The following is a 12,028-nucleotide window of genomic DNA, read 5'->3' as shown; positions in this document are numbered from 1 at the left end:
GGTCGTTACTGGGATCGAACCAGTGACCCCCTCCTTGTAAGGGAGGTGCTCTCCCAGCTGAGCTAAACGACCTGGGAATTCTGTCTCCACCGAGTGGAGAAAATGGTGGGTCGTGCTGGATTCGAACCAGCGACCAATTGATTAAAAGTCAACTGCTCTACCGACTGAGCTAACGACCCTCACCACGACCAGTTCCGACTGCATTACTGCTTCGGCTCTGACGGCGGCCTATATTACGGATTTAAATTTCCGGTGCAACAGAAAATTCGTAATTTAAATCCGTTTGCTCACTGTGCGTACAAATGCAGGCTGTTTTTACAGTAGCGTTACGAAAACAGTGACATACAGCAATGTTACAGCTTGGCCAGACTCTGTTTGGCCAACTGGGCTGGCGAGGTGTTGGGATAGCCCTTGATCACCTGCTCATAGAAGGATTTGGCTTCCGCCTTCTTGCCATCCAGTTGCGCCAGCATACCCAACTTCAGCAGCGCATCGGCTCGCTTGGGGGATTTGCTGTATTTGTTGGCCACGGTCGAAAACTGGGCCGAGGCACCGGCTCTGTCACCCTTGTTGAACAGCAACTGGCCGAGCCAGTAGTGTGCATTGGGAACATAGCCCGAATTGGGGTACTGCTTGATGAAGCCCTGGAAAGCCGGAATGGCTTTGTCGTAGTTCTTCTCTTTGAGCACCATGTTGACCGCTGCGTCGTAGGCCTGATTCTCATCCTGATTGGTTGAGTAATTGGCCGCAGCAGCCGGTGTAGCGGCAGCAGCAGGGGCCGCGGCGGCCGGTGCAGCCTGCTGGCTGCTGGCAACCTTGTCGAGCTCCTGATAGAGCTGACGCTGGCGCTCTTGCGACTGTTCCATCTGGTAGGTCTGCTGCTCCAGCTGACCACGCAGCTCGGAAACCTCCCCTTGCAGGGAGTCGACCTGTTGCTGCAATTCAGCTTGCAGTCGCAGACGGGCATTGAGGGTGCGCTCCAGCAGGGCAACCCGATCTTCCAGGCTACCGGTGGGCACGATGGCGCCATTGTTGCCGCTAAGGACAACCCCACCACTTGAGTCACCGCCCAGATCGCTGACCGGTGCCGCAGCTTGCGCATTCAGAGCAACCATTACGGCCAGCGCAACGACAGCTTGCTTGTACACAGATTTCATTCGGATCAAACCTTAGCGTTTAGTACAGATAAAACGGCCAGCGCCATCGTCGCTCGCATATGCAGATTTCATTCGGATCAAACCTTGGCGTTTAGTGCAAATAAAACGGCCATCGAAATGGCCGCTTGCATATAAACGAACTTCGTTCGGTTCAAACCTTAGTAAACCAGAACCGCGCGGCGGTTTTTGGCAAAGGCATCCTCGGTGTGGGACAGATCCAGCGGCTTCTCTTCGCCATAGCTGACGATGGAGAGCTGCTCGGCCTGCACACCCAGGGTTTGCAGATACTTGGCAACAGCCTTGGCACGACGCTCGCCCAGGGCGATGTTGTACTCCGGAGTACCGCGCTCATCGGCGTGACCTTCGATCAGGACTTTCACGCTCGGGCGCTCGCGCAGGTAGCTGGCGTGGGCATCCAGCAGATCAGCGTACTGACCCTGGATATCGTAACCGTCGAACGGGAAGTAGATCACGTTGTCACGCTGCAGTGCTTCGAACTTCTGACGCATCTGCTCTTCCGGGGACAACATGCCGTTGGCGCCGCCGGTTTGTACACCGCCCATGCCGTCGGTCATACCTGATTCAGCGCCAGCGGCGTCGGAATCAGAAGAAGAACTACAAGCGGCCAGGGTGAACAGTGGCAGTGCGATGGCCAAACCCTTGAGCAGTTTATTGAGTTGCATGCTATTTCCTTAAACCTTTATAACAAAACAAAAAACAATTGGATTTTTATCAATTCAAGAAGGGCGACCAAGCTGGTGCACGAATTTCACCGCTACTGGTCGGAAGCACAGCCTTGAAGCGACCATCAGTCGACACCAACGCGAGACTCTTACGACCCTGATAGATGGTGGCATAAATGATCATGCTGCCATTGGGAGCCACACTTGGCGACTCATCCAGAGCACTCTGGGTAAGGACCAACAGGGCATTGTTTTCCATGTCCTGACGGGCAATACGATACTGTCCCTGAACACGGGTCACCATCACCATGATTTTGCCATCAGGAGTGATGGATGCACCCTGGTTGGATTCACCTTCCCAAGTCATCCGGCGAGTCATACCAGTCGCCAAATTTACGCTATAAATCTGGGGTTTGCCACCACGTTCAGAGGTGAACAACAAATTTTGCCCATCCGGCATCCAGGAGGGTTCAGTGTCGATCACACGGCTGGTTGTGACGCGGGTCAGCTGCTTGCTAGCGACATCAACCACATAGAGGTTCGGTGAACCATCTTTGGAGAGAACGATAGCCAGACGACGACCATCCGGAGACCACTCCGGCGCCCCGTTGATACCGCGGAAACTGGTGATCAGGCTGCGCTGCTGGGTGTAGATATCCTGCACGTAGATTTCGGACTTCTGGTTCTCGAAGCTCACGTAGGCCAGCTTGCTGCCATCCGGCGACCAGGCCGGAGACATCAAGGGCTCGCGGGAGCGCAGCAGGGTCTTCTCGTTGTAACCGTCGTAGTCAGAAATACGCAGCTGGTACGGGAACTGGGTACCCTGCTGTACGGAGACGTAAGCCAGACGGGTCAGGAAGGCACCGCGCTCGCCAGTCAGACGTTCATAGACGATGTCGGAGATACGGTGGGCAAACTGGCGCATCTGGGCACCCGGGATGGTCGCCATACGGCTATCCAGGATGTAACCGTTGCTCTCGCCACCTTGTGCCTTGGCCAGCTGGCCTTTCAGCACATCGACCAGCTCGAAGTTGACCTTGTAGGTGCCGTCACCGACTGCCGAAATGGAACCCACCACCACGGCTTCAACCCCTTGGGAGGCCCAGGGAGCGAAGTTGATCTCGCTGCTGCTGCTCGGGGTCTGCGGCATCTGGCCACGGGCCAGCGGCTTGAACTTGCCGCTGCGCATCAGGTCGTTGGAGACCACTTCCGCGATGTCCTGCGGCAACTGCCCGTTGCCTTCCCACTTGAAGGGGGCGACAGCGATGGGGCGTGCGCTATCAATACCGCCGGTGATGACGATGTCCAGGGCCGCCTGGGCACTCTGGCCCAGCAACAAACAGCCAACCAAAGCAAAAAATACTTTTCTGATCATGGCTTAAATACTCGGTTCCAATAAAGATGAGAGGTTAAATTCCTTTCTCGGCGAGAGGTTGCCAACCGGAGGCAAGCAACCTCGTTTTATCACGCTTAGATACTCGGTTCTAACTTCAGGTTAAATTCCTTCAACATCTCGAATGCCGCAGGATCCTTGGGCACTGGCAGTTGATTGGCTTTCAAGACAGCCGCCTTACCCGAACGACAGACCGCCGGGTCACCCTGGCCGTTATCTACCGATATGACAAAGCCACTGCTCGCAAGACGTACGCCGATAGTACATGTTTTGCCCCGCATGGTGGGATCCAAAATCATATACCGCTCAACAGTGGCCTTGATGAGCGCCGCATACTTGTCGACCTCACCTTGTGCCGCTGCAGAGGCAGCCTGGCTGCGGGCATTGGCTTCAGCCGCCAGCTGCTGCTGCATCATGGCTTCCATCTCTTTTTGCAGTCTGGCCTCCTCGGCCGCTTTGCGTTTGCGTTCTGCCGCGATCTTGGCCTGCTTCTCGGCTTCAGCCTTGGCTTTCTTCTCTGCGTCAGCTTTTGCCTTTTTGGCTGCCTCTTCCTTGGCCTTCTTCTCAGCCTCGGCTTTGGCTTTTTTCTCAGCCTCTGCCTTGGCTTTCTTCTCTGCCTCAGCCTTGGCCTTCTTGTCAGCTTCCGCTTTCTTGGCTTTGGCCTCCTCGGCTTTAGCCTTCTCTTCCGCCTGTTTTTTCTCGAGCTCTTTCTTTTTCTTCAGCGCCAGTGCCTTGGCCTCTTCAGCAGCCTTGCGCTCGGCTTCCGCCTTCTTGGCCTTCTGCTCTTCCAGCTTGCGGGCCTCCTCGGCTTTCTGCGCCTTCTCTTCCGCCCGCTTCTGCTCGGCAACTTTTTTCTGCTTCTCAGCCTCGGCCTTGCGGGTCGCCTCTTCTGCTTCTTTCCGCTTGGCCTCGGCAATACGCAGCCGTTCCTGCTGCTGGGCTAGTTCGCGTTTGGCAAGATCCGTATCTTCCTTATCCTTCTCTTTCTCTACCTTCTGCGGCTTGGGCTGAGCTTTCTGCTGCTGGATCTGCTTGGCCTGCTCGTTGAGGAAGTTCTCATCAAGCATGACGGCATTGACGATCTGCCCCTTCGATTCGGGTCGTTTCGGTTTGCTGAAATCGAGCCCGACAAACAGGATGATGCCGATGATCAGGTGCAGCAGAAACGACGCGATGAGATAACCGGAAATACCACGCTTCACATCCATCTCCGTTAGTTCACCGGATCTGTCATCAGGCCAACCTGAGGCACACCCGCATTCTTGAGGGCCACCATCAACAGGATCACCTCTTCGTAGCGCACGGCCTTGTCACCCGCGACCACCACGGGGGCATTCTGGTTGATCGCCAGATAGCCCATGGCTTTTTCGGTGATGTATTGCTGCATCGCCTCTGGCGTGCCACTTGGCACCGGCTCGTCATCGGCTTCGCCAGCCTTGATGACATACTCGCCTTCGGTATTGACGCTGACGATGAAGGGCGGCTTGGCATCTTCCGGCAACTGCTCGGACTCAGCCTGCGGCAGATCCACCTTGACCCCTTGCGTGATCACCGGCGTGACCGCCATAAAGATGATAAGCAGCACCAGCATGACGTCGATATAGGGAACCACGTTGATCTCGGCCACCTTCTTGCGCCGGATCCGCTGATAGGTTTGCATTACTGATCACCCTGCTGCTGAGCAATTTGACGGTTCAGAATGGTGGTGAACTCGTCCATGAAGTTGGCGTAGGCGTTCTCCAGCCGCTCGACCTTGTTGGAGAAGCGGTTGTAGAAGATTACCGCCGGGATAGCGGCAAACAGACCCATGGCGGTCGCAATCAGCGCTTCCGCGATACCCGGTGCCACCATCTGCAGGGTGGCCTGCTGCACCTGACCCAGGGCGATAAAGGCGTTCATGATCCCCCATACGGTACCGAACAGACCGATGTAGGGGCTGATGGAGCCGATGGTCGCCAGCACCGGCAGGTTGGATTCCAGATCATCCACCGCACGGGAGAGGGAGACGCGCATGGCACGGTAGGTACCATCCATCACCGCATCCTGACCACGGGCCCCGGCCTTGAGCAGGCGGGCATACTCCTTGAAGCCGGAGTAGAAGATATCTTCCATGCCTTCGATATCATCGCGGCGGGAAGAGGACTCCTGATAGAGGCGATTGAGATCGACCCCTGACCAGAAGCGATCTTCAAACTGTTCCGATGCGAGATTGGCCGCCTTGATCGCCTTGGAACGCTGGATAATCAGCGCCCAGGAGACAATAGACATGCTCATCAGGGTGATCATGACCAGTTTTACCAACAGGCTGGCTTGCCAAAACAGGCCAATAAACGAAATTTCAGCGTGCACTTAACAGCACTCCCTTGATTTTTTCAGGTATAGCTACAGGTTTCATTTGCGGATGACTTACACAGGCTATCTGTACCAAAGCCTGGGTGACGAGTCGTCCATCAGCCGCCAGGATCTGCTGCGAAAAACGCAGGGATGCGCGTTTCACTTCAATCACTTGCGTTAATACATTCAATAGTTCATTAAAACGGGCCGCCGAGCGGAAATCGATCTCAGTTCGGCTCACCACGAAGGCATATCCCTCCTGCAGCCAGACGTCCTGTTCGACCCCTTTGGCACGAAGAAACTCGGTGCGAGCACGTTCCATAAACTTGAGATAATTGGCGTTGTAGACGATGCCCCCGGCATCGGTGTCTTCGTAGTAGACACGTACCGGAAACTCAAAGACTTCCCCCATAACAATCTGTGATCCATTCGACAGTCAGATGGGGGGCTATCATAGCGCAGGGCTGAATAGGAAAGAAGCAGGGGGAGACAGGGAAATCCTGCCTCCCCCCGTTTTTTATGAAAGGAAATATGAATGTGTCAGCCAGAGGCCATACAACAAACTGGGCCAGGCGAGCCAGGGGTTGAACAGCACACGTCCGGGCAGGCTTTTCAGATGAAAGCCAAGCCCGTTAAGTACGCCACAACAGACGGCCCACATCAGCCAGGGAGCAAGCCAGAGACCATGCTCGCTGGTGTTGGCCGCGATCAGATTGGGGGCCTGTAAAATAGCGACGGCCAACAAGGCCGCCGCGAGTAACATCAACCCCTGCCACGGCTGCCGCTCCAGTGGAGCGGCCAGCCTGGCGAGTCGATCACTTGTTTTCATCGATCTGACGATCCATGTTCTCGGTGTGTTCCAGCCACAGCGCATTGATAATGCCAAATGCACAGGCCAGCAACAGCCCCAGGATCCAGGTGAAATACCACATTGTCAGCGCACCTCTTAATAGAGAGATTGTTGGTTATCTTCGATGTGCTTGTTGGTTACCCGGCCAAACATCTTGATGTAAGTCCAGATGGTGTAACCCAGCACAATCGGTACGAAGATCGCTGCAGCCACAGTCATCACCTGCAAGGTGTTGAAAGAGGCGGTAGCATCCCACATGGTCAGGCTCAGTGACGGCTCAAGGCTTGAGGGCATCACGAACGGGAACATGGAGAAACCGGCAGTGAGGATGACCCCGGCAATCGCCAGCGAGGAGCTGGTAAACGCCAGCCAGCCGATGTTCATGCGGGCAAACAGCGCAGTCAGCAGGCTCATGGCCAGGCCCAGTACAGGGGCAGCCACCATCCACGGATAGAGGGTGTAGTTGTTCATCCAGGCACCAGCCTGCAGGACAACTTCCTTGTTCATCGGGTTGGATACTGCGTCAGTCGCGGCAGCCTTGACGATGACATACCCTTCCATACCGCTTACCCACCAACCCGCGGCAGCAAACAGCACCAGAGTCAGCAGTGAGCAGATCATGGCGGCAGTACGGGAACGTGCCAGCACTTCCCCGTCGGTCTTCATCATCAACCAGGTTGCGCCCTGGGTGAGCAGCATGAACAGGCTCACCAGACCAGCCAGAATGCCGAACGGGTTAAGCAGGCCGAAGAAGTTGCCGTGATAGGTCAACATCATGAACTGGTTAAACTCGAAAGGAACGCCTTGCAGCAGGTTGCCAAAGGCCACACCAAAGACGATGGGCGGTACGGCGCTACCGGCGAACAAGGCCCAGTCCCAGTTGCTGCGCCATTTTGCATCAGCACGCAGGGAGCGGTACTTGAAACCGACCGGACGCAGGAACAGCGCCATCAAGGTCAGGATCATGGCGATGTAGAAGCCGGAGAAGGTCGCGGCATACACCATCGGCCAGGCGGCGAACAAGGCGCCACCGGCAGTGACCAGCCAAACCTGGTTACCTTCCCAGTGCGGCCCCATGGTGTTGAGCATCACGCGGCGCTCGACATCTTTCTTGCCGACGAACGGGAGCAGTGCGCCTACCCCCATGTCGAAGCCGTCAGTGATGGCAAAACCGATCAGCAGTACGCCGACCAGAGCCCACCAGATGACACGCAGAGTTTCGTAATCAAACATGGTCGCTCTCCTTATGCCTTGATCTGTTCAAAGTGATACTTGCCAGTCTTCAGGCTGCTGGGGCCAAGACGGGCATACTTGAACATCAGGTACATCTCGATAACCAGAAGTACGGTATAGAACAGGCAGATACCGATCAGAGAGAACCAGATCTCGGCTGCAGGCAAGTTGGATGCAGAGAGGGAAGTCGGCAACACCTCTGCAATGGTCCACGGTTGGCGACCATATTCGGCAACAAACCAGCCAGCTTCGATGGCGATCCACGGCAGCGGGATACCCCACAGCAGAGCCTTGAGCAGCCACTTGCGCTGGCCGATCTGGTGACGGGCACTGTCATAGAAGGCCATACCAATCAGTACCAGCATCAGCATGCCGACGGCAACCATGATGCGGAAGGCGAAGAACAGCGGCAGAACCTGCGGGATGGAGTCATCCACGGCGGCCTTGATCTGCTCGTCGGTAGCATCGGTCACATTGCTGGTGTAGCGCTTGAGCAGCAGACCGTAGCCCAGATCCTGCTTCACTTCGTCGAAGCGAGCGCGGGTCTCGTCAGACTTGTCACCGGATTGCAGCTTGGTCAGCAAGTCGTAAGCGGTCATACCGTTACGAACGCGCAGTTCGTGCTCGCTCTTCAGATCCTTCAGACCGGTTACCTGACCGTCCAGAGAACGGGTAGCGATAATGCCCAGTGCATAGGGGATCTTGATGGCGTAGTCGGTGCGCATCTCTTCCTGATTCGGAATACCGAACAGGGTAAAGGCGGCCGGAGCAGGTTCAGTCTCCCACTCGGCTTCGATAGCAGCCAGTTTCACCTTCTGCACTTCACCGGTTTCGTAACCGGATTCGTCACCGAGGATCAGCACGGACACGATGGAAGCCATACCGAACGCAGCGGCAATGGCGAAGGAGCGACGGGCAAACGCCACATCACGATTCTTCAGCAGGTAGTAGGAGGAGATACCCAGCACAAACATGGCGCCACAGGTATAGCCAGCCGCCACAGTGTGGACGAACTTGACCTGAGCAACAGGGTTGAGCACCACGTCAGCGAAGCTCATCATCTCCATCCGCATGGATTCGAAGTTGAACTCGGCACCGACCGGGTTCTGCATCCAGCCGTTGGCGACCAGGATCCAGAGGGCGGAGAGGTTGGTACCCAGCGCCATCAACCAGGTGGCAGCCAGATGCTGATGCTTGCTCAGACGATCCCAACCAAAGAAGAACATACCGACGAAGGTGGACTCCAGGAAGAAGGCCATCAGCCCTTCGATAGCCAGCGGGGCCCCGAAGATATCGCCGACATAATGGGAGTAGTACGCCCAGTTCGTCCCGAACTGGAACTCCATGGCCAGACCTGTGGTGACCCCCAGGGCAAAGTTGATACCAAACAACTTACCCCAGAATTTGGTCATGTCCCGGTAGATGGTGTTGTTGGTCATCACATAGACGGATTCCATGATCGCCAGGAGAAAGGCCATTCCCAGCGTCAGGGGTACAAACAAAAAGTGATAAAGGGCCGTCGCAGCGAACTGGAACCGCGATAGGTCTACCACATGCTCAGCAATCATGATGTTTCCTCACCGATTATTGGCACGGCTATTTTAAGTTTTAAGCACAAAGCTTCCGTTGGGGGTTATCGAATGGGCCCCGTTGAGACGGATCACAACAAAACACTTTCAGTAACCACCAATATTAACAACAAGGCAACGCGAAAACACAAACAAAGCTAATGTTTAACAATTAAAAAACAATAAGCTTCAATTTATTCTCGCTCATTATGACCGGGTTTTTATATCACCTTTATTTGATTGAAATCAATGTAAAAGGACCCGCCATACATGGCTTTCAAAGCCATGTTTAATCTATTTCACGATTATTGAAGCGAGCCAGATCACAAAAGATGACAATGCGTAAAATATTGATTTAAATCAATTTAAGAATTTAACATCCGGCCACCCCATTTAATTTGAAAAATGTCGATGACGCGCCTTTTTCCATGTTATCCAGGTCAGGCGAACTGATTCGAAAACTCAATTTAAAACTACAAACAATGCATACTCATGCGAACCAATTTCATCAATCACTACATTAGATAAACTAATTTGAAGGTTGCAATTTTTCTTGTTTGCCCGGGCCGATACGAGCTCCTACAATGCGCCTCGCAGTGAGGGCATACCCTTGGATACAGGCCGGTTAATCCGGGTTCACGGTACGTATTCGACCATCAATTTGAACCTGTCTATTGGAATCGAAGATGAAAAAGTTTGTTGCTAAAACCATCCGTTACTACAAGCTTTCCTTTGTTCAGCTCTATCAACTGAACCGACTCTGAGAGCTCGCGACGGCTCACCTGTTTATTTTCCGGTCTGTGTCCAGACGCACTCACTGTCTGTGAACATCCATCCTGAATTGTCTTTGCCCACCGCATCCGCCGTGGGCTTTTTTTTGCCCGGATAACAAAAAACCGCCTTTGACGGCGGTTTCATGTTCAAACGACTATTTTTACTTCTCATCTGGTCGCTGAAGACCGAAATGAGCGTAGGCTCGTGTGGTCGCAATCCGTCCTCTGGGTGTACGTTGCAGATACCCTTGCTGGATCAGATAAGGCTCCAGCACATCTTCGATAGTATCTTTCTCCTCCCCGATCGCGGCGGCCAGATTATCGAGACCCACAGGGCCCCCCATAAACTTGTCTATCACAGCCAACAATAACTTGCGGTCCATGAAGTCAAAACCTTCGTTATCGACATCCAGCATGTCCATGGCGCGGGCCGCGATGGGGCCATCGATCCGGCCATCGGATTTGACCTGGGCGAAGTCACGCACTCGTCTTAACAAACGGTTAGCAATCCGCGGCGTACCACGAGAGCGACGAGCGACCTCAATGGCACCATCTTCCGTCATATCTAGCCCCAGACAACGGGCACTGCGGGAGACGATATCGGTCAGATCCTTGACGTTGTAGAACTCCAACCGCTGGACGATACCGAAGCGATCCCGCAGCGGGCTGGTGAGTGAACCAGCCCGGGTGGTGGCGCCAATCAGAGTGAAGGGAGGCAGATCCAGCTTGATGGAACGAGCCGCTGGCCCCTCCCCGATCATGATGTCGAGCTGGTAATCCTCCATCGCCGGATAGAGCACCTCCTCCACCACCGGGCTGAGGCGATGGATCTCGTCGATGAACAGCACATCGTTCGGTTCGAGGTTGGTGAGCAGCGCCGCCAGATCCCCCGCTTTCTCCAGCACCGGGCCGGAGGTGGTCTTGATATTGACCCCCATCTCGTTGGCGACGATGTTGGCGAGGGTGGTCTTGCCCAGACCCGGCGGACCGAAGATCAGCAGGTGATCGAGCGCTTCTCCCCGCTGACGGGCCGCTTCGATAAAGATCTCCATCTGTTCGCAGACGGTATCCTGACCGGTGTAGTCAGCCAGCTTCTTGGGGCGGATAGCCCGGTCAATAATGTCATCCTCACGGGCAGCACTGGCCGAAATGAGGCGGTCTGCTTCAATCATCAACTACCTCATACCAGGCTACGCAGGGATTCACGGATGATATCTTCCACCGACATCCCCTCTTTGGCGATCTTGCTGACAATCTGGCTCGCCTGCTGCGGCTTGTAACCGAGGGCCACCAGCGCACTGGCCGCCTCTTCGGTCACATCCGGTGCCCGCAATTCTGGCTCACTGGCTGGCAGGGTGACCATGGCCGGGGAGAAGAGGTCGTGACTGACCCAGCCCTTGAGGCGATCCTTCATCTCCACCACCAGACGCTCGGCGGTCTTCTTGCCGACTCCCGGCAGTTTGACCAAAGAGCTTATCTCTTCACGTTCGACACTCAGCACGAATTGGGTAGCTGTCATGCCGGAGAGAATAGCCAGCGCCAGCTTGGGGCCGACTCCGTTGGTCTTGATCAGCTCGCGGAACAGCGCCCGCTCCTGTTTGTGGTTAAAACCATAGAGCAACTGGGCATCTTCCCGCACCACGAAGTGAGTGTGGATGGTCGCCTCCTTGCCGATCTCCGGCAAATCATAGAAGCAGCTCATCGGCATATGAACCTCGTAACCAACCCCGCCTACTTCCAGCAAGACCTCGGGGGGCTGCTTCTCAATGACAATGCCTCTCAAGCGACCAATCACGGCTCTCTCCTCACCAATACAACTATTCGCAAATTGGCTCATAGCATAAAGAATAACTGGATAAGTATCCAGCATAGGGCAGCAACCCCCTGGTATCCGGAGAAGCTTTTTCGCAAATTGGCCACCATGCTTGATCTGGTTCAGCCTGCGTGTACGGGATGTTTCTGCACCGTACCGGACTCCGACTGGGCATGAGCCACTACACTAAATCCGTTCGGAACCGAAATTGATGCCAATGCAGA

The 12,028-nt window shown here is 55.0% G+C and carries 13 protein-coding genes and 2 tRNA genes; all 15 read right to left on the bottom strand.

What is annotated here, in order from left to right; translation table 11 throughout:
• The 15 genes from G5533_RS19105 to ruvA all read right to left on the bottom strand — a co-directional run bounded on the left by G5533_RS19105 (position 1) and on the right by ruvA (position 11,786).
• A tRNA-Val gene (locus G5533_RS19105) sits at positions 1-72 on the bottom strand.
• A 31-nt stretch (positions 73-103) separates the two neighbouring features.
• Positions 104-179 (bottom strand) — tRNA-Lys (locus tag G5533_RS19100).
• Between the two features lie 174 nt (positions 180-353).
• Positions 354-1,157: a tol-pal system protein YbgF gene (gene ybgF / locus G5533_RS19095; protein ID WP_076492460.1), complete on the bottom strand. Its 804-nt coding sequence runs from the start codon at positions 1,155-1,157 to the stop codon at positions 354-356.
• 158 nt (positions 1,158-1,315) lie between these two features.
• Positions 1,316-1,840: a peptidoglycan-associated lipoprotein Pal gene (gene pal / locus G5533_RS19090; protein WP_005313284.1), complete on the bottom strand. Its 525-nt coding sequence runs from the start codon at positions 1,838-1,840 to the stop codon at positions 1,316-1,318.
• A 49-nt stretch (positions 1,841-1,889) separates the two neighbouring features.
• On the bottom strand, positions 1,890-3,215 hold the full coding sequence (gene tolB, locus G5533_RS19085; protein ID WP_005335728.1) for a Tol-Pal system beta propeller repeat protein TolB: 1,326 nt from the start codon (positions 3,213-3,215) through the stop codon (positions 1,890-1,892).
• A 95-nt stretch (positions 3,216-3,310) separates the two neighbouring features.
• Positions 3,311-4,441, bottom strand: coding sequence for a cell envelope integrity protein TolA (tolA, locus tag G5533_RS19080; RefSeq protein WP_216979490.1), 1,131 nt, complete (start codon positions 4,439-4,441; stop codon positions 3,311-3,313).
• A 5-nt stretch (positions 4,442-4,446) separates the two neighbouring features.
• A complete protein-coding gene (gene tolR / locus G5533_RS19075) occupies positions 4,447-4,893 on the bottom strand; it encodes a protein TolR (RefSeq protein WP_005335733.1) in 447 nt (148 codons plus the stop codon).
• Positions 4,893-5,582: a protein TolQ gene (tolQ, locus tag G5533_RS19070; protein WP_005343213.1), complete on the bottom strand. Its 690-nt coding sequence runs from the start codon at positions 5,580-5,582 to the stop codon at positions 4,893-4,895. Before tolQ ends, tolR begins: the two co-directional genes overlap by 1 nt.
• Complete coding sequence (gene ybgC / locus G5533_RS19065; protein WP_005343212.1) at positions 5,572-5,979, bottom strand: tol-pal system-associated acyl-CoA thioesterase; 408 nt, start codon at positions 5,977-5,979, stop codon at positions 5,572-5,574. The genes tolQ and ybgC overlap by 11 nt, the downstream gene beginning before the upstream one ends.
• A 105-nt stretch (positions 5,980-6,084) precedes the next feature.
• Positions 6,085-6,396: a cyd operon YbgE family protein gene (locus G5533_RS19060; RefSeq protein ID WP_041202810.1), complete on the bottom strand. Its 312-nt coding sequence runs from the start codon at positions 6,394-6,396 to the stop codon at positions 6,085-6,087.
• On the bottom strand, positions 6,383-6,499 hold the full coding sequence (gene cydX / locus G5533_RS19055; RefSeq protein ID WP_005304933.1) for a cytochrome bd-I oxidase subunit CydX: 117 nt from the start codon (positions 6,497-6,499) through the stop codon (positions 6,383-6,385). Before cydX ends, G5533_RS19060 begins: the two co-directional genes overlap by 14 nt.
• Before the next feature lie 14 nt (positions 6,500-6,513).
• Complete coding sequence (gene cydB, locus G5533_RS19050) at positions 6,514-7,650, bottom strand: cytochrome d ubiquinol oxidase subunit II (RefSeq protein ID WP_005335741.1); 1,137 nt, start codon at positions 7,648-7,650, stop codon at positions 6,514-6,516.
• Between the two features lie 11 nt (positions 7,651-7,661).
• Entirely contained in the window at positions 7,662-9,218 is a 1,557-nt protein-coding gene (locus G5533_RS19045) for a cytochrome ubiquinol oxidase subunit I (RefSeq protein WP_227341407.1), read from the bottom strand.
• 934 nt (positions 9,219-10,152) lie between these two features.
• Complete coding sequence (ruvB, locus tag G5533_RS19040; RefSeq protein WP_005335744.1) at positions 10,153-11,163, bottom strand: Holliday junction branch migration DNA helicase RuvB; 1,011 nt, start codon at positions 11,161-11,163, stop codon at positions 10,153-10,155.
• Positions 11,164-11,171: 8 nt separating this feature from the next.
• Positions 11,172-11,786 carry a Holliday junction branch migration protein RuvA gene (gene ruvA / locus G5533_RS19035; protein ID WP_216952061.1) on the bottom strand — a complete coding sequence of 205 codons (615 nt, stop codon included), beginning with the start codon at positions 11,784-11,786 and terminating at the stop codon, positions 11,172-11,174.
• Positions 11,787-12,028: the final 242 nt, after the last annotated feature.

Source organism: Aeromonas sp. A600620 (assembly GCF_029479985.1).
In the GTDB taxonomy this organism is placed as follows: domain Bacteria; phylum Pseudomonadota; class Gammaproteobacteria; order Enterobacterales; family Aeromonadaceae; genus Aeromonas; species Aeromonas veronii_A.
This window is presented reverse-complemented; position numbering and strand designations above follow the sequence as displayed.